The 17,867-nt window shown below is 64.6% G+C and carries 17 protein-coding genes; 7 read left to right on the forward strand and 10 right to left on the reverse strand.

The features are described 5' to 3' along the window. Positions 1–55: 55 nt before the first annotated feature. The 5 genes from TP2_RS04520 to TP2_RS04540 form a co-directional block, all read right to left on the reverse strand. Entirely contained in the window at positions 56–1,165 is a 1,110-nt protein-coding gene (locus tag TP2_RS04520; RefSeq protein WP_038074063.1) for an acyl-CoA dehydrogenase family protein, read from the reverse strand. Between the two features lie 87 nt (positions 1,166–1,252). Next, positions 1,253–1,816: an OsmC family protein gene (locus TP2_RS04525; RefSeq protein WP_038074067.1), complete on the reverse strand. Its 564-nt coding sequence runs from the start codon at positions 1,814–1,816 to the stop codon at positions 1,253–1,255. Positions 1,817–1,852: 36 nt separating this feature from the next. Further along, positions 1,853–2,674, reverse strand: a complete 822-nt coding sequence (locus TP2_RS04530) for an ABC transporter permease (protein WP_038074070.1) — start codon at positions 2,672–2,674, stop codon at positions 1,853–1,855. Then, complete coding sequence (locus TP2_RS04535; protein WP_084713939.1) at positions 2,671–3,945, reverse strand: ABC transporter substrate-binding protein; 1,275 nt, start codon at positions 3,943–3,945, stop codon at positions 2,671–2,673. Before TP2_RS04535 ends, TP2_RS04530 begins: the two co-directional genes overlap by 4 nt. Before the next feature lie 15 nt (positions 3,946–3,960). Next, complete coding sequence (locus TP2_RS04540; RefSeq protein ID WP_206198310.1) at positions 3,961–4,830, reverse strand: ABC transporter ATP-binding protein; 870 nt, start codon at positions 4,828–4,830, stop codon at positions 3,961–3,963. 300 nt (positions 4,831–5,130) lie between these two features. On the opposite strand from TP2_RS04540, the gene TP2_RS04545 reads away from it, so the two are divergent. Further along, positions 5,131–5,769 (forward strand): TetR/AcrR family transcriptional regulator, encoded by a 639-nt coding sequence (locus TP2_RS04545; RefSeq protein WP_051692178.1) that lies wholly within the window; start codon positions 5,131–5,133, stop codon positions 5,767–5,769. A gap of 378 nt (positions 5,770–6,147) precedes the next feature. On the opposite strand, the gene TP2_RS04550 is transcribed toward TP2_RS04545, so the two are convergent. The 3 genes from TP2_RS04550 to TP2_RS04560 form a co-directional block, all read right to left on the reverse strand. Further along, entirely contained in the window at positions 6,148–6,810 is a 663-nt protein-coding gene (locus TP2_RS04550; RefSeq protein WP_038074073.1) for a class I SAM-dependent methyltransferase, read from the reverse strand. 81 nt (positions 6,811–6,891) lie between these two features. Beyond that, complete coding sequence (locus TP2_RS04555) at positions 6,892–7,632, reverse strand: maleate cis-trans isomerase family protein (RefSeq protein ID WP_038074076.1); 741 nt, start codon at positions 7,630–7,632, stop codon at positions 6,892–6,894. After that, on the reverse strand, positions 7,629–8,795 hold the full coding sequence (locus tag TP2_RS04560; RefSeq protein WP_038074079.1) for a M24 family metallopeptidase: 1,167 nt from the start codon (positions 8,793–8,795) through the stop codon (positions 7,629–7,631). Before TP2_RS04560 ends, TP2_RS04555 begins: the two co-directional genes overlap by 4 nt. Positions 8,796–8,962: 167 nt before the next feature. Between TP2_RS04560 and TP2_RS04565 the strand changes: the two genes are divergently transcribed. From TP2_RS04565 to TP2_RS04580, 4 genes are all read left to right on the forward strand, one after another. Then, the gene (locus TP2_RS04565; RefSeq protein ID WP_038074083.1) at positions 8,963–10,186 is read left to right on the forward strand and encodes an MFS transporter; all 1,224 of its coding nucleotides are present in this window, start codon (positions 8,963–8,965) and stop codon (positions 10,184–10,186) included. Positions 10,187–10,347: 161 nt separating this feature from the next. Then, positions 10,348–11,598 carry an efflux RND transporter periplasmic adaptor subunit gene (locus tag TP2_RS04570; protein ID WP_038074087.1) on the forward strand — a complete coding sequence of 417 codons (1,251 nt, stop codon included), beginning with the start codon at positions 10,348–10,350 and terminating at the stop codon, positions 11,596–11,598. Continuing rightward, positions 11,595–12,299 carry an ABC transporter ATP-binding protein gene (locus TP2_RS04575; protein WP_038074089.1) on the forward strand — a complete coding sequence of 235 codons (705 nt, stop codon included), beginning with the start codon at positions 11,595–11,597 and terminating at the stop codon, positions 12,297–12,299. Before TP2_RS04570 ends, TP2_RS04575 begins: the two co-directional genes overlap by 4 nt. Further along, positions 12,299–13,504 carry an ABC transporter permease gene (locus TP2_RS04580; protein WP_038074092.1) on the forward strand — a complete coding sequence of 402 codons (1,206 nt, stop codon included), beginning with the start codon at positions 12,299–12,301 and terminating at the stop codon, positions 13,502–13,504. The genes TP2_RS04575 and TP2_RS04580 overlap by 1 nt, the downstream gene beginning before the upstream one ends. A 7-nt stretch (positions 13,505–13,511) precedes the next feature. On the opposite strand, the gene guaD is transcribed toward TP2_RS04580, so the two are convergent. Continuing rightward, complete coding sequence (guaD, locus tag TP2_RS04585) at positions 13,512–14,795, reverse strand: guanine deaminase (protein WP_038074096.1); 1,284 nt, start codon at positions 14,793–14,795, stop codon at positions 13,512–13,514. Positions 14,796–14,939: 144 nt separating this feature from the next. Between guaD and mgtE the strand changes: the two genes are divergently transcribed. Continuing rightward, positions 14,940–16,325 (forward strand): magnesium transporter, encoded by a 1,386-nt coding sequence (mgtE, locus tag TP2_RS04590; RefSeq protein ID WP_038074099.1) that lies wholly within the window; start codon positions 14,940–14,942, stop codon positions 16,323–16,325. Continuing rightward, positions 16,322–16,858, forward strand: a complete 537-nt coding sequence (locus tag TP2_RS04595; protein WP_038074101.1) for a 5-formyltetrahydrofolate cyclo-ligase — start codon at positions 16,322–16,324, stop codon at positions 16,856–16,858. Before mgtE ends, TP2_RS04595 begins: the two co-directional genes overlap by 4 nt. Here TP2_RS04595 and purU read toward each other — a convergent pair whose 3' ends face one another. Continuing rightward, positions 16,859–17,755: a formyltetrahydrofolate deformylase gene (gene purU / locus TP2_RS04600; RefSeq protein WP_038074102.1), complete on the reverse strand. Its 897-nt coding sequence runs from the start codon at positions 17,753–17,755 to the stop codon at positions 16,859–16,861. Positions 17,756–17,867 lie beyond the last annotated feature (112 nt).

Below are 17,867 nucleotides of genomic sequence, written 5' to 3' on the forward strand. Positions count from 1 at the left end.
AAGTCGCGAGGGTGGAGTGGCGCGCGGAATTCTCCCCGCGCCACGTCCGGTAGGGTCAGCCTTCGAGCTGGTCGATCAGCATCCGCAGATGTTTGGTCGCGGGAGTCACGATGCCGACGAAATAGGCCTCGCGCAGGCGGCGCTGCGCCACGCCGTGGGTGACATAACCGCGTGCGCCCTGATGCAGCTGCGCCCAATGCGCGGCCTTCATCGCCAGTTCGCCACCCGCAAGGCGGGCCTTGAGCACGCGCAGATAGAAGGCGTCGCTCTCGTCATAGGGCGTGGCGCACATCTCGACCACATCGGCCACCAGCGCGTCATACTCGGCTTCGAGATCGCTCGCCTGAACGGGCAGGTATTTATTCACATGGCCCAGCGGGGTTTCCACCTGCTTGATCAGGTCGATGCAGTTCTTGATGATCCCGGCGGCCATCCCGCATTGCAGCAGGGTGAAGCCCGAACGCATCCGCTTGACGAAAGGCTCGGCCGGATCGGCCAGCACCCAGTCATCGGACACGAAGACATCGCGGAACATCACGTTGCAGGTCGCGGTGCCACCCATCGCCACGAATTCGTGGTCCAGCTTGAGCTTGATGCCGTCCCAGCCGGCATGAATGATCGCCATCACCCGCTTGGGCGTGTCCTGGCCTTCGACCTCGACATGGAACATCGTTCCGAAATAGCCGTCCTCGGGCAGGTTCGAGACCCAGGGGAGCAGCCCCTTGACCTTGTAGCCGCCCTCGACGCGCTCGCCCTTCAGGCGCATCGGTTCGATCTCGCCCAGAGCCTTCATCGGGTTCGACATGCCGGTGCCACCCAGAGCCTCGCCGCGCGCGACCTGGGGCAGAAGCTCGGTCTTGAGGTGGTCGTTGTCGGAGCTCGCGATATACCAGGCCAGCGTGTCCTGCGCCCAGAGGCAGAAACCGGTGGAGAGGCACTCCTCGGAGGCGCGCGCCATCGCCAGCACCGCGGTCGTCAGATCGACATCGCTGTCCTTGCCGCCGATATGGGTGCCATAGGCGCCCGCCTTGCCATAGGCGCGCACGATCTCTTCGGGGTAGATCCGCTCGTCATCGATCTTGCGCACGAGCGGCGCCAGCATCTCGGCCGAGACGCGCTCGACCTCGGCGGGGTCATAGGCGGTAATGGGGGCTACAACATTCATCGGTTCGGGTCCTTTACTGAGGGAGGGGAGGGCCGCGCCCGCCCGAAGAGGGCGCGGCATCTGGGTCAGCGCGTTTCCCGACCCGGGTCAGACGGATTCCGCGACCATGTTCACGGGGCGCGAGAAGGTGTTGAACACCGGCGACCACTGCGTGACATGCGTGATCAGCGCGTCGATCTCTTCTTGCGGGCAATCCGCTTCCATATCGACCTTGATGCGCACATCGGTGAAGCCGACAGGCTTTTCCGACACGTCGCCGGTGCCCCAGACGGCGGTGATGTTCAGGTCACCTTCCAGCTCGAGCTCGAGCTTCTGGATCGTGATGCCGCGAGCGATGGCATTGGCGTGCAGGCCGACCGCGACGCACGAACCCAGCGCAGCCAGCGAGGCTTCGGAGGGGTTCGGCGCGGTGTCGTCGCCCAGCAGCCCCGGCGGTTCGTCGACGATGTAGGGCTCGAGGTTGCGGATATAGTTCGCGTGACGGAAGCGGCCTTCGGCGACGGTCTTGCACTTGAGCGTCTTGACGGCTTTCGGATCGGCCTTGCCCTTGGCGATCAGGTCATCGAGGCCTTCCTTCGAAATCGGCGCGAGGCACGAGGTCTCGGCGGTGGGCGCAAGGCAGCCGGTGAGTGCGGTGGCGGGTTCAGACATGGGAGTACCTCCTGGTTGGTGTCTGCGGATTGCGGGTCAATGCGCGGTGGCGCGGACCCAGTTGAACTTCTTGACGAGCTGGCCGATGGCGGCGTCGAGGGCGAAACCGATCACCCCGATCACCACGACCGTTGCGGCCAGGCGGGAATAGTCGAGCGTGTCGCGGGCATCGTTGATCGCGAAGCCGAGGCCCGAGGTGACGCCGAGATATTCGGCAGGCACGAGGACGACCCAGGCCACACCCAGCGCGAGCCGGATACCCTGCATCACGTCGACCGCGATGGCGGGCAGGATCACCGTGCCCAGCAGATGCAGCGGGCGTGCGCCGAGGTTGCGTGCCACCTTGAGCCAGGCCGGATCAATCCGGCGGACGCCCGCGGCGGTCGAGAACAGGATCGGCCAGACCGCAGCCATCGCGATCAGGAACACGATCGCCCCGTCCCAGGTGTCGAACGCCATGACGGCGATCGGCATCCAGCTGAGCGGCGAGATCATCCGCAGGAACTGGAACGGAACGTTGGTGACCTCGTGGATCCTCGGCGCCCGGCCGATCAGGATGCCGACCGGCACCCCGAACGCGGCCGCAAAGAGCAGGCCCAGCCCCACCCGTTCCAGCGACGGCCCCGACATCGTGAGCACCTCGCCGGAGACGATCATCTCCCAGAGCCGCTCGAGCGTGGGGGCAGGCGCGAAATCGGCGAAGGCGTAAAGGTCGGGATCATTCTCGACGATGAACCCGCCGAACCACCAGACGCCCAGAAGGGCCGCGATGCCGATCAGCGCGTTCATCAGGCTGCGCGCCGAGCCGAGGCGCGGAATGCGCAGGATCGTCGAGGGGAGCTGGACCGCATCACTCATAGCTTGAAGATCTCCTCGCGAGTGTAGGGATCCGCGCCGCCGGCGACCGACGGATCGGCCTTCCACTCGGGGTATTTCTCGAGCGCGGCTTTCACGTAGTCGTAGTTGACGAGGTCATTGGCCACGAACTCCGGGTCGAGCCCTTCGAGGAAGGTGGTCTCGCCGGCCACGACCGTTTCGTTCATCGCGTTGACGATCAGCTTGGTCGCGGACGGATAGGGCCAGGGCTGGAAGTCGATTCGGCCGTTGTGGAATTCGCCCTCGTTCTTGATCGCGCCTTCCTCGATATATTCGGGGTGATCGGCATAGAGCGTCATCGCGCGGGTCACGACCGGGGCCGGGGCGGGCAGGTAGCCTGCGCCGTCCTTCGACAGAAGCTCGGCCACCTCGGCCTTGTTCTGGCTGGCATAGATGGCGGCCTTGACCACGGCGTTCATCACGCCTTGCGTCCACTCGGGCTTGGCGGTGGTGTCTTCCTCGTGCATGCACACGACGCAGCAGGGGTGGTTCTTCCAGATGTCGCCGGTGAAGCGCAGCATCCGCGCGCCTGCCTTCAGCTCACCCAGAGCGTTGAAGGGCTCGGCCACGATATAGGCGTCGATCTTCTTCGCCGCGAGCGCGGGCGGCATGTCCGGCGGCGGCAGAACTTGCAGGTTGCACTCGTCGGGAGCCAGCGCCTCGCCCTGCGGCTTGATCACCGGCTTGATGCCATTGGCGCGCAGCGCGTATTGCAGCACGATATTGTGCATCGAATACCAGAACGGCACCGCGACCTGCTTGCCGCCGAGGCCCGCGAAATCGGTGATGTCGGTATGTTTGCCGACCACCAGCGCCGAGCCGTTGGTATGCGCCCAGGCCATGATCTTGACCGGCACATTGTTGTTGTAGCGCATCCAGACCGGGATCGGCTTGAGGAAGTGCACGAGATTGAACTTGCCCGCCACGAAGCCCTCGATCAGTGCCGGCCAGGAGCGGATCAGCGTCGGCTTCTCTGCCTTGATGCCCTCTTCCTCGAAATAGCCCTTGGCATGGGCGACGAGCAGCGGGGTCGCGTCGGTGATCGGCAGGTAGCCGATGCGCAGGACATCATCGGATTGCGCGCGCGCCATCTGCGGCAGGCCAGCGGCCAACCCGCCCAGCATGGCCGCGAGCCCGCCCTTGGCCAACAGATCGAGCGTCTGACGGCGGCCCGGATCAAACCCTTCTTCGCCACCGCAGCAGGCGGCGTGCAGGTCGTGAGGGTGATTGTGAGAGCAGGTTTTCTTCGTCATCGGTCGCGTCTCCGTTCAGATCTGAGTGAAGTCATTGGTCGTCTCAGTGGCCTCGCCCGGCGCGTCCGCAGCCTGCGAGTAGATGTTCATCAGGCGGCTGTGTTCGGCCTGGAATTCGTCGGAGCCGCCGCTGCGCTCCTCTTCCGAGAGCGTGATCACGGTGTCCTCGAAGACGCGGCCGGGATTGGCCTTGAGCACGATCACGCGGTCGGCCATGCGGACAGCCTCGCCCACATCATGGGTGACCAGCACGAGGGTCAGCCCGAGATCGCGGGCGATCTGGCGCACATCGCGTTGCAGGTTGCGCCGGGTAAAGGCGTCGAGCGCAGAGAAGGGTTCATCAAGCAGCAGCATCTCGGGCTTGGGCGCGAGCGAGCGGGCCAAGGCCACGCGCTGCTGCTGCCCGCCGGAGAGCTCTTGCGCATTGCGATCGGCGAAGGCGCCAAGATCGACAAGGTCGAGGATCTCGGGGATGCGCTTCGCGATCTGGTCATTGCGACGGGTGAATTTCAGCCCGAGCGCCGCGTTCTGCGCGACGGTCATCCAGGGAAACAGCGAGGGTGCCTGAAACATCATCACCCATTTCGGCGAAGGCTCGCGGATCGTGTTGCCGTTGATGACGACTTCACCTTCGGAAGGGTGCGTCAGCCCCGAGAGCATGTGCAGCAAGGTGGACTTGCCGCAGCCCGAACGGCCCAGCAGCGCCACGACCTCCCCGGCTTTGATCTCGAAGTCGATCCCGTCGAGCACCTTGCCATCATGGCGACGATACGCATGGCTCAGCCCCTTGATGGCGACATGGGCCCCGACCGGGGCAGGGCGGCGGCGCGGGGCGTCTTGGGTGCCTTGCGCAGCGCTGTCGGACAAGGTGAGCGTCATGGCCATCGGATCTCCTTCCGGGGTGGAAACGAACAGGTCTGTCTATTCACTGCACCGTGAGGGAGGATCGTCAATCGAACCGGACGTTTCCGCCGCAAAATTCCAAAACTGAGAAAAAAATAAGCAAAAAAAGGGGTAGAATGACCGTATTTGGTCGGAGGCTTGCCCCAAGATACAGAAATGCCCGATTCTTGATCCCGGCGTCACCTGCGACAAAATGGACCAATCTGTCTTGATCTTTCTTCTTGGCTATGCCATCAAAACCTCGAGTTGTTTTAAATCTCACCCATGCATTAAGGTGAATTCATGGAAGACGGTCTGCAAAATCTCTGCCCCAATACCAGCCACAACTGGAGTTTTGCTGCTCGTCCCTCGAAAAACGCGCGCGAGCGCCTGATGCGCGCGGCTTCCTACCTGTTTTGCAATCACGGCTTCGCGGCGACCGGTATCGACACCATCCTCGCGAGGGCCGAGACCGCGAAGGCGACGCTCTACAATCACTTTGCATCGAAGGAAGAACTGATCGCCGCGGTGCTGCAGGCCGAGGGCGAGACCTGGCGCGAGTGGTTCTTCGGTCGGCTTGCGCAGGTCGAGGGTTCGGCGCGCGACCGGCTGCTCGCCGTCTTTGACGTGCTTCAGGACTGGTTTGCGGATCCCGGCTTCTACGGCTGCCCTTTCATCAATGCGGTGGCCGAGTTCGATACCGGCAATGACGCGGTGCGCCGTGCCGCCGCGCTCCATAAGGAACACCTGATCACCTGGCTCAAGGCGCAGGCGATCGAATTGCAGGCAAAGGACGTGGCCGAGGTTGCGCGCAGCTTTGCGGTTCTGATCGACGGGGCGATCGTCGCGGCCCAGCACAGCCGGGATCCGGAATTCGCACGTAATGCGCAGGTGCTTGCAGCGCTATATCTCGACAACCTGACCGCGCAGGCACGTCCGTGAGGGTGAGCCTGCCCGAGATGTGCGAGGCGCTCTTCGGGCCCCTCCCGTAGCCGATTGCGCCGCGCTGCCAATCCTTGAGCTTTCCGAGCATGACCCCGAGCTGGTCGCGGTGCCTTTGGCGGGGCTGGTGGTGTTTGAGGGATTTGTTGCGTGACTTCAGATCCGGACTGGAAGGGCCGCCCCCTTGTCTTTCAAGGTGTCGTGAAACCAGTCGGCACCGTAACCGCTCGGCGTGCAACGAGCCCGTCTTCGGCACGCTGCGTATCTGCGGGCGTTGATCGAACAGGCGGTCATGAGGAATTCAAGCCGGCGTCCGTTCGCGATTGTCTTTGAGCCGAGGGCATGTCCAGGGCGTGCTGCGGCCCTATGGACGTCGCCTCAGAGACGCGTCGCGCTGTATAGCACCTGCCCGCGGGGCAGCATCACCGTCTGGCGTGCCACCTGCCAGCCGGTGCAGCGGGCGAGGTGCTCCACGTCTTCGGCCAGCACGTGATAGGGCGGTCGGATGTCATGGGTGACGACCCCGTCGGGCTGGCGATAGGGGCGTGCGGCCTGCGTGGCATCGGGGACGAGGAAAACGCTGAAGAGAAATGTTTCCAGCTGCTCGAACCCGCGCAGGTTGGTGAGTGCGCGGCGAAGATAGGCCATCGGAAGATGCGGAAAGACCGCGAAGCCGATCGCATGGGTGATTGTCTGGGGAATGTCAGGAAACTCGAAACGGGGATCCTCGATCAGCTGGGCGGGATCGAGCCTTTCCGGCTCGGTCAGTTCCTCGCGATGGCCCGCCAGCATGATCGCGCGCGAGGCGTCGGTCGCCCAGTAATGCCCGGGCTCGAGATAGGGCACCGCCTTGCAGCCCAGCCGCAGCGATCCAGCGCCGATATCGAGCAGGTAATGATGCGGCTGCAATCCTGCTGCGCGCAGCACCTCCATCTGGATGCGCCCGGTCTCGTCCCAGCGCCCGCCCACTACGGCGCGATGTCGCCCTTCGGCGATGGCGGTGTCGTAGAAACCGGCCGCTTCATAAGGGTTGTGGGACATTGTGCGGCGCTTTCAGGCAAGGACCAGATGGCGTCCAATGCGCGCCTTGCGACGTTCCGTCAAGACCGTTCGCGCGTCGGGTCAGCCTGCAAGCAGCCTGCCATGTCCCGCCGTCGCGATCCGTGCCCCCGAGAGCTGCGCCATGTGCCAGCCGAGGACCTGGTTCGAACTGAGCACCGGCAGACCGAGCTCGGCTTCGAGCGGTGCGATGATGTCGAGCGTGCGCAGATTGGTGCAGGACAGGAAGACCCCGTCGAGCGTGTTGCGTTTGGCGAGGTTGCGTGCGGCCTCGGCGATCGAGGCCGGGGCGATGCGGGCCACACGCGACTCGACCTCTTCGCCGAAAGACAGCGTGTCGGGCACGTTCAGCCCTGCCGCTTCGAAAGCCCGCCGGATCGGCCCTGCGACCGAGGTGATATAGGGCGAGACGATCCCCACCCGTTCCAGCCCCAGCGCGCGGCAGGCCGCGAGTGCGGCGCTGAGCGGGTCGGTAACGGCGCGGGTTTGCACCGCGCCGGACACCAGTTCCGCCACGCGCGCCGCGCCGATCAGCGTCGTTCCCGAGGTGCAGGCATAGCCCACCGCATCGAACTGTGCAGCCGGGGGCAGAAGAGCCGCCGCCGCGGGCAGAGTGGCCTCCATCTGCGCGATAGTGTCGGGCGTCAGCTCGGCCCCCGAGGGCACGCGGCTGACATGTATCTGCGTCGTGCCAGACGGGAAGAGGCGACGGAAATCCTGTTCGATCGTTTCATCGACCTGAAGCACCACAAGGCCGAGCCGGGGCAGGGCCTCTTCGAGCAATTCATAAGGAAAGGCGTTCATCCAAGGATCTCCGGCAGCTCTGCGGGCGCGCGGGGGGAGAGGAGTTCCACTCCGTTCTCGCGCAGGACGATGTTTTCCTCATGCACGAGAATGCGCCCGTCGCGCGTCTTGCAGCCCGGTTCCAGCGTGAGCACCATGCCTGCGCGCAACGGTGTGGTGTCGAGGGGTGTGAAGGAGGGCCATTCGGTCAGCGTCACCCCGAGCCCGTGGCCGAGCCTGCCGCCCGAGGGCGTGGCACCATGGCGGCGCAGCCCGGCGCAGAGCATCTCATGGACATCGCAGGCCCGGTGGCCCGGGCGCAGGGTGGCCATCACCTCTTCGGTTGCCTGCCAGAGCGCGCGATGGGCGCGCCGCGCGCAATCCGAGGCAGAGCCGATCGCCCAGTTGCGGTCGAAATCGCAGAAATAGCCTTCGCGCACGGCCCCGGTGTCGAGCATCAGCACATCGCCAACATGCAAGGGGTCCGGACCTGCGGGGGAGATCACGTCGCCATATCCGTCAGCTCCAGCGCCGCCTGCGACATAGCTCACCCAATCCGCGCCCTCGCTCAGCAATGCGATCTGGAAATCGCGAAAGACGGCGTCGAGTGGCTGGCCCGCCTGCGCGAATTCCGGCACCCGGTCGAAGGCACGCGCGGCGATCTCGCAGCTCGTACGGATCTTTGTGATCTCGGCCTCGGACTTGATTTCGCGCACCCGTTGCACGCTGGCGGTTGCATCGGTGAGCACACGCGGGGCGAGGTGGCTGCGCAAGGTCTCGAAATCGCCCAAGGGCATGCGCAGATGAGTTTCCAACCCCATTGGCAGGCCAATCCGTCCGTTCTCGGGCACCATATCGGCGAGAGTCCCGGCGAGAAGGCTCACCCCGTCATCACGTGGATCGGGCGCGTCCCAGGTGCGGACCTGCGGAATCCAACAGCGTCCCATCAACTCGGCCCCGATCGTGGGGATCACCGCAACGGGGTCGCCGGCCTGCGGCACCACGACGAACCACGGTCGGGCGGGGCTCTCCCAGAAACGGGTGAGAAATCCGGTCGTGTAGAAGATATCGGCGGGCGTGCTCAGCAAGAGCGCGTCGAGCCCTTCGAGCGCCATCGCAGTTTGCAGCCGCGCGATGCGATCGCGATATTCCTGCGCGGAGAAAATCAGGGATGTCTCGCTCATGGAGTCGCGCCTTTCGCTGTCTTGATGCCGACCCTAGCGCGGATCACGCGACTGTGCGCACGCTTTGCGACATCTGCGGCGCTTCGGCGACCTTCCAAGGCTTGTCATCGCCCAAATCCGCGCCACGATAGCGCATCGTGACAGCGGGCTGAGAGAGGAGCGAGCGCGTGAGCAATCCAAACGCGGCAGACAGGAAGGTATTGCCCGCGGGGATCTGGGCGCTCGGCTTCGTGTCGCTCTTCATGGATGTCTCCTCCGAGATGATCCACGCGCTTCTGCCGGTCTACCTGACGGTGGGGCTTGGCGCGTCGACGCTGGCCGTCGGTGTGATCGAGGGGATCGCAGAGGCGACCGCGGCGATCACCAAGGTGTTCTCCGGGGCGCTGTCCGACAGGATCGGGCAGCGCAAGCTGCTCGCGGCACTGGGCTATGGCCTTGCGGCAGTGACCAAGCCGATCTTTCCGCTCGTGCCCAGCTTCGGCTGGCTGGTCGCGGCGCGTTTCATCGACCGCGTCGGCAAGGGCATTCGCGGTGCGCCGCGCGATGCGCTGGTGGCCGATCTCGCGCCCGAGGGGCTGCGCGGTGCGGCCTTCGGACTGCGCCAGTCGCTCGACACGGTTGGTGCCTTCGTCGGGCCGCTCGCCGCGATCGGTCTGATGTGGCTCTTCTCCGACGATTTCCGAGCCGTGTTCTGGGTCGCGGTGATCCCGGCTTTCCTGTCACTGGGGCTGATCCTCTTCGCGGTGAAGGAGCCCGCACGCCCCGAGGCGCTGCGCCGGGTGCGCAACCCGCTTGCACCTGCCGAGCTGAAACTCCTGGGCGGGGTCTATTGGTGGGTCGTGGTGGTGGCGACGCTTTTCACGCTGGCGCGTTTCAGCGAGGCCTTTCTGATCCTGCGCGCGGAGGGCGAGGGTGTGCCGATCATGCTGGTGCCATTGGTCTTCGTGGGGATGAATTTCGTCTATTCCCTCACCGCCTATCCGGTCGGGGTGCTGTCGGATCGTATCGGCCGGATCGGGCTTTTGATCATCGGACTGTGCCTGCTGATCGCGGCCGATATCGTGCTTGCATTGTCGAGCGGGTTCTCGAGCCTGGCTGTGGGCGTTCTGCTTTGGGGTGTGCATATGGGGTTCACGCAAGGGCTGCTCTCGACGCTGGTGGCCGAAGCCGTCCCGGCCGAGTTGCGTGGGACAGCATTCGGGATGTTCAATCTCGTGACCGGGGTCGCGCTACTGGTGGCGAGCGTCGTCGCAGGTGCGCTATGGCAGGTTTGGGGCGCGCAATGGACGTTTCTTGCCGGTGCCGGGTTCGCGGGAGCTGCGCTTTTCAGTCTGCTGCCGTTGCGCCATCGCCTTGACGGTAAGGGCGCAGGCAAGGAGCCCGCCGGGTAATCGGCGCTCGTAGCCAATCGCTGGGCGCATATCGTCTATTCGCGGCTAAATTGTTCTGCCTCAATGCATTTGTGCTGCGACGGAGGACTGTTCATCATGCGTAAGATGAGGAGACATCGTGTGAGTTGCGATGCAAGCCCGACGAATGAAGGACGGCCCAGATGGCAGATCGAAGCAGCGAAGAGATCGAACGAATGCTCGCAGGGGGCAAGCATCGCAAGCGGCGCTGGCTCTGGGTGGTTGCGGTGGTTGCGCTTCTCGGCGCGGGCGGGGCGTGGTTCTGGCTCGCAGGATCCGAGCAATCGGGTGGGGTGAGTTACGTGACCGAGGCTGTCACCCGTGGCGACCTGACGGTGACGGTGACCGCTACCGGCACGGTCGAGCCGACGACCGAGGTCGAGGTTTCCTCAGAACTGTCGGGCACGCTTGCGAGCGTTGAGGTCGATTACAACGACACGGTCGAGGTGGGGCAGGTGCTCGCCCGTCTCGACGACACGAAATTCAATGCGCAGGTCGCCAATGCCGAGGCCGCTCTGGCTGCGGCGAAAGCAGAGCTTTTGCAGGCCGAGGCCACCCAGCGCGAAGCGACAGAGCTCTACGACGCGCAGGCCGAGCTTGAGCGGCGCGGAGTGGTGAACCACAGCGATTTCGTGGGCTATGTCGCCGCGCGTGACCGGGCGGTGGCGGCAGTTCAGGCGGCACAGGCCTCGCTCACCTTGGCCGAAGCCAATCTCGCGCTGGAAAAGGACGATCTGGAAAAGACGGTGATCCGCTCGCCGATCAAGGGGGTCGTTCTGGACCGTGACGTTTCGGCGGGGCAGATCGTGGCGGCTTCGCTCTCGGCGCCGACGCTGTTCACGCTGGCCGAGGATCTGAGCAAGATGCAGCTTCTCGTCGACATCGATGAGGCTGATATCGGTCAGGTCGAGGTTGGCAACCGTGCGAGCTTCACCGTCGATGCCTATCCCGGCGAGATTTTCCCCGCGACGATCACCCAGGTGCGCTACGCGCCCGAGACCACCGATGACGTGGTGACCTACAAGGGCGTGCTCGCGGTGGATAACAGCCAGATGCTGCTGCGCCCGGGCATGACCGCCACCGCGACGATCACGGTGGACGAGGAAACCGGCGCGCTTCTGGTGCCCAATGCGGCCTTGCGTTACGCGCCGCCGCAGGTGGTCGAAGATACGGGCAATGGCGCGGGCGGGCTGGTCGGGCTGATCATGCCATCCCGTCCCGGATCGGACAGCGCGACCGCCACGGGCAAATCCGTCTGGGTGTTGCGCGACGGCAGCCCGGTCGAAGTCGCCGTCACGCCGGGCGCGTCGAATGGCAAGCTTACGATCATTACCGCGGGTGATCTGACCGAGGGCGATCAGGTGATCACCGATCAGCGGGACGGCGCGCAATGAGCCCGCCGCTGATCGAGCTGAGCGGGATCACCCGCACCTATGGTTCCGGCGAGGCGCTGGTGCGAGCACTCGACGGTGTGGATCTGCGCGTGGAAAAAGGGGAATTCGTTGCTATCATGGGGCCGTCGGGCTCGGGCAAGTCGACGGCGATGAACATCATCGGCTGTCTCGACCGGCCGAGCGACGGGCAGTACCGCTTCAACGGGGTCGAGGTGGCGACGCTCGATCAAGATCAGCGTGCGCTTCTGCGCCGTCATTACCTCGGCTTCGTCTTCCAGGGCTATAACCTGCTGCCGCGCACCACCGCGATCGAGAATGTGGAACTACCGCTGATCTACAAAGGCCAGCGCAAGGCCGAGCGGCTGGTACGGGCGCGCGAGGCTTTGGCGCGGGTGGGTCTCGAAGGGCGCGAAGATCACACCCCCTCGCAGCTTTCGGGCGGCCAGCAACAGCGCGTGGCGATCGCACGGGCGCTTGCTGGCGAGCCGATGGTGATGCTTGCCGACGAGCCCACGGGCAACCTCGATACGAAACGCAGCGTCGAGATCATGGAGCTGATGCAGGAGCTCAACCGCGATGCGGGGCTGACCATTGTCATGGTGACCCACGAGGAAGACATGGCCGCCTATGCCTCGCGGCTGGTCGTCTTCACCGATGGCAAGGTCGTGCGTGACGAGGCAATGGCCGAAAGGGGGGCGTGATGCTTTGGGAAACGGTTCGGCTCGCGCTCACCGCGATCATCCGCAATGCGCTGCGCTCCTTCCTCACGGTGCTGGGCGTCGTGATCGGCGTGGCAGCCGTGATCGCGATGGTCACCGTGGGGCAGGGCTCGTCCGAGCAGGTTTCGGCCAATGTGGAATCGCTCGGCACAAGCGTTCTGATCCTGCGGCCCGGTGCACAGATGATGGGGCCGGGCACGCGTGACAACGCCCCCTCCTTCAAGCTTGCAGATGTCGAGGCACTTCAGGATCTGAGCGCGCTTTCGGCGGTGGCCCCGGTGGTCTCGACCTCGGAAACCGCAGTTTACGGCAATACGAACCGGTCGACCTCCATTACAGGCACGACCTCGGACTATCTCGAGATCGGCGGCTGGGAGATCGCGCGTGGGCGCGGTTTTTCGACCGCCGAGGATCGCAGCGGAGCGAATGTCTGCATCATAGGCGAGACGGTGCGCACCGCGCTGTTCGGCTCGACCGATCCCACGGGCGAGAAGATCCGCATCAAATCCATCTCCTGCGAGGTGATCGGCCTTCTGGTTGCCAAGGGGGCGGGCTCGTTCGGGCAGGATCAGGATGATCTGGTGATCATGCCGGTGCGCACCGTGCAGCGTCGACTTCTGGGCGGCCAGGACGTGTCCTCCATTTCGATGACGGTCGCCCCCGGTGTGTCTTCCGAGCGCGCGATCTCGGACATCAAGACCCTGATGCGCGACCGCCGCCGCATCGCCATCGGCGAGGAAGACGACTTCTCCGTCAATGACATGAAGGAACTCGCCTCGATGCTGAACTCGGTCAACTCGGTGCTGACGGGGCTGCTGTCCTCGGTCGCGGCAGTGAGCCTGCTCGTGGGGGGCATCGGGATCATGAACATCATGCTGGTCTCGGTGACCGAGCGTACCCGCGAGATCGGCATCCGCCTTTCGGTGGGCGCACAGGCAAGCCAGGTTCTGATGCAGTTCCTCGTCGAAGCGGTGGTGCTGTCGCTTCTGGGCGGTGTGATCGGCATCCTCGCGGGTCTAGGGCTGGCCTATGTCGCGGCGCAGATCATGGAGATCCCGTTCTCGCCCAGCCTCGACGTGATCGCGCTGGCTTTCGGTTTCTCGGCGGTGGTGGGCATGGTGTTTGGTTATTTCCCGGCGCGTGCCGCAGCCCGCCTCGATCCGATCGAGGCGCTGCATTACCAGTGAGGGGCGCTTAACGCCGCTTTTCGCCCAGCGTCCAGACCCCGGCGATGGCGCGGTCATCGCCCATCATGATCGTCGGGAAGATCGCCTCCCAGATGTCCTCGGCGCGCGCCGCGCGCTGGGCGATGGCGTGGGTTGAGGCGAGGTCGACGGCGATGAAATCTGCTTCCATGCCGGGGGCCAAGGCACCGATCTTGTCGCCCATCCCCATCGCCTGCGCCGAGCCTTGCGTGGCCAGCCACCAAAGCTGCGCGGGATGCAGCGGTTTATGCGTGAGCTGGCCGATCTCATAGGCCGCCGCCATCGTGCGCAGCATCGAGAAACTCGACCCGCCGCCGGTATCGGTCGCAAGTCCGATCCGTTGACCTTCCGCCAGCCGCTTGGGCCAGTCGAACAGCCCCGAGCCGATGAAGGTATTCGAGGTCGGGCAATGGATCAGCGCCGCGCCGGTCTCCTTGATGCGGTCGGCTTCACGCGGCTCCAGGTGGATCGCGTGGCCGTAAAGTGCGTTCTCGCCCAGCAGCCCGTAGGTCTCGTAAGTGTCGAGATAATCGCGCGCATTGGGATACAGCTCTTTTACCCAGGCGATCTCGTCCACCTGCTCGCTCAGATGGGTTTGCATCAGGCAATCAGGATGCTCCGCCCAAAGCGCCCCCAGAGCCGCCAGTTGATCCGCCGAAGAGGTGGGCGAAAACCGTGGCGTGATGACATAGCTCAGCCGGTCCTCCCCGTGCCACCGCTCCAGCAACGCCTTGCTGTTGTCATAGGCCGATTGCGGCGTGTCGCGCAGACCATCGGGCGCGTTGCGATCCATGCAGGTCTTGCCCGCTGCCGCGCGCATCCCGCGCGCCTGTGCGGCGGTGAAGAAAGCGTCCACGCTGCCCGGATGGATCGTGCAATAGCTGCACATCGTCGTGGAGCCGTTTTCCAGCGCGAGATCGAGATAGAGATTGGCAATCTCCGTCGCATGGGCGGGATCGGCGAAGGAGATCTCTTCGGGGAAGGTGTAGTGGTTGAGCCAGTCGATGAGCCGCTTGCCCCAGCTCGCGATGATCGCGGTCTGCGGATAATGCACATGCGCGTCGACGAAACCGGGCGAAAGGAGATGCGCGCCGTGATCGGTGACGCGGGCCTGCGGATGGTCTGCACGCAGATCGTCGGCCTCGCCGATTGCCGCGATCTTTCCGCCCTCGACGAGCAATGCGCCATGGCGGCGATGGGTGACCGCCTCGGGCCCCTCGACCAGCGCATCCCCGCGATATTCCAGAACCTGACCCAGATGCAGCTCAGCCATCACACTCTCCCGTCCGACGCGCCATGCTAGGGCGAGGCCGCGCGAAGGTAAATCTCTGGCAGCACGGTGATGTTTTTTCCGTGCGCCCCCTGTCCATCCGCGCGAATCCGTCTATGTTTTCCGCGCGATCGGAATGGGGGCGACATGGCCGAAGCACTTGCCGAAGAACATGACCGCGAGGAAGAGGACTACCGGCTTGACGGCGAGGTGGTCGAGGCGATCCTCGATGCTGCAGAGCAAGAGGACGCAGCGCGGCTGAGCGAACTGCTCGAGCCGCTGCACGCGGCCGATATCGCCGACCTTCTCGAACAGATTTCCGGCAGTGAACGCCGCAAGATCCTGCGCCTCTGGGGGCGCGAGATCGACGGTGAGATCCTCACCGAGATCGACGAGGGCATCCGCGAAGAGGTGCTTGAGAGCCTGCCGCCGGAGGTTCTGGCCGAAGCGGTGCGCGAGCTCGATTCCGATGACGTGGTCGACCTCATCGAAGACCTCGAGGAGCCCCAGCAGGAGGCGATCCTCGACGCGCTCGACGATACCGACCGGGCCGCGGTCGAGAAATCGCTCGCCTATCCCGAATACTCCGCTGGCCGCCTCATGCAGCGCGAGGTCGTTACCGCGCCTGAGCATTGGACGGTGGGCGAGACGATCGACTTTCTGCGTTCCGCAGAATGGCTGCCTGACCAGTTCTATCACGTGATCCTAGTTGACCCGGCCTATCACCCGCTCGGCAATGTCACGCTGGGACGGATCCTTTCGGCCCCGCGCGCCTCGAAGCTTCTCGATATCTGCGAAGAGGAATTCCGCACGATCTCGGCCTATCAGGAAGAGGGCGATGTCGCCTATGCGTTCAACCAGTATCACCTGATCTCGGCCCCGGTCGTGGATGAGGATGACCGGCTTGTCGGGGTGATTACGATCGACGACGCGATGTCGGTGCTCGACGAAGAGCACGAGGAAGACATCCTGCGCCTGGCCGGTGTGGGCGAGGAATCGGCGATTTCGGATACGGTGATGGAGACCGTGCGTCAGCGTCTTCCCTGGCTTTTCGTGAACTTGCTGACGGCGATCCTGGCCTCGGGGGTGATCTCGCTTTTCGAGGGGACGATTCAACAGCTCGTGGCGCTGGCGGTGCTGATGCCGATCGTGGCCTCGATGGGGGGCAATGCGGGCACGCAGACGCTGACCGTTGCGGTGCGCGCGCTCGCCACCCGCGACCTGACCGAAAGCAACGTCTGGCGCGTTGTGCGACGCGAGGCGGTCGTGGGGCTTCTCAACGGGCTGGCCTTTGCAATCGTCATGGGGATCGTCGCGGCCTTCTGGTTCTCGGGGGCGCAACTGGGGATCGTGATTGCGCTGGCGATGGTGATCAACCTCGTGGTGGCGGCGCTCTCGGGCATCCTGATCCCGCTGGCGCTTGAGAAACTGGGCGCGGATCCGGCGCTTGCTTCGGGGACGTTCGTGACCACGATGACCGATGTGGTGGGTTTCTTCGCTTTCCTCGGTCTCGCCTCGATCCTGCTGCTATGAGCAAGGATCTCGCCCGCAAGGATGCCTTCGCCTCGCGCAAGATGGCCCATGCGGGTGATGACGGCGCAGCCACGCAGGCGCTGGCGGCGGCTTTGGAACCGTTCAAGGGCAAGGTTCTCGCGGGCTATTGGCCGATCCGCACCGAGCCCGATCCGCGCCCGGCGATGCTGGCCCATGGCGGGCCGTTCTGTCTGCCGGTGGTGATGGGGCAGGGACAGCCGCTGGTCTTTCACCGCTGGAGCCCCGAGACCGAGATGATCGAAGGTGCTTACGGCGCGCATATCCCCGCCGAGGCCGAGGAAATGGTCCCCGAAGTGCTTATCGTGCCGCTTCTGGCCTTTGATGCGCGCGGCTACCGGCTGGGCTATGGCGGCGGCTTTTACGACCGCACGCTGGAAGGCCTGCGCGCTCGCGGCCCGGTCACGGCGATCGGCTTCACCTATGCGGCGCAGGAAGTGCCGGAGGTGCCGACCGAGCCGACCGACCAGTCGCTCGACATGATCGTGACCGAAGCCGGGTTGCGCCGCTTCTGATCAGCCCATCCGCTCGGAGGCATAGGCGCCGGGCGAGGCCGGGAAGACCACGGTCTTGTTGCCATTGAGGAAGACGCGGGACTGCACATGGGCGTGGATCGCCCGCGCCAGCACCTGCGCCTCGACATCGCGGCCCAGCGAGACGTAATCCTCGGGGCTCTGCGCATGGGTGATGCGCACGGTGTCCTGCTCGATGATCGGGCCTTCGTCGAGATCGGCGGTCACGTAATGCGAGGTCGCCCCGATCAGTTTCACGCCGCGCTCATAGGCCTGCTTGTAGGGGTTCGCGCCCTTGAAGCTCGGCAGGAAGGAGTGGTGGATGTTGATGATCCGCCCCGACATCTTCTGGCACAGCGCATCCGAGAGGATCTGCATGTAGCGCGCCAGCACGACCAGCTCGGCCCCGCTCTCGTCGACCACGTCCAGAAGGCGCTTCTCGGCCTCGGGCTTGTTCTCCTTCGTCACCTTGATGTGGTGGAAGGGCAAGTCATGGTTCACGACGACCTTCTGATAGGTCATGTGGTTCGACACCACGCCCACGATCTCGATCGGCAGCGCACCGATGCGCCAGCGATACAGAAGGTCGTTCAGGCAATGGCCGAAATTCGACACCATCAGCAGGACCTTCATCTTCTCGCCGGAGTCGCGCAGGGCCCAATCCATCTTGAAATCGGCGGCGACCGGTTCGAAGGCGGCGCGGATTTCCTCGGCGCCCTTGCCCTTTTCCGACACGAAGCTCACGCGCATGAAGAACTGCCCGGTCTTCGGGTCGTCATATTGATGCGAGTCGGTGATGTTGCAGCCCTGATCGGCCAACACGTTGGCAATGCCCGCGACGATCCCCCGCGTCGAGGGGCAGGCAACGGTGAGAACGTAGGTGTCGGCGGTCTGGGTCATGGCTGGCGTCCTTTCGCAGTCTCGGGCGTCGGCTTACCCCGCCCGGGTTGCAGGCACAATCAGCGTTTGTTTTGCGCGAAGCTGGGGGGAAAGCGACGGCGTGCGCACGAAA

The organism is Thioclava pacifica DSM 10166, assembly GCF_000714535.1.
Taxonomy (GTDB): domain Bacteria; phylum Pseudomonadota; class Alphaproteobacteria; order Rhodobacterales; family Rhodobacteraceae; genus Thioclava; species Thioclava pacifica.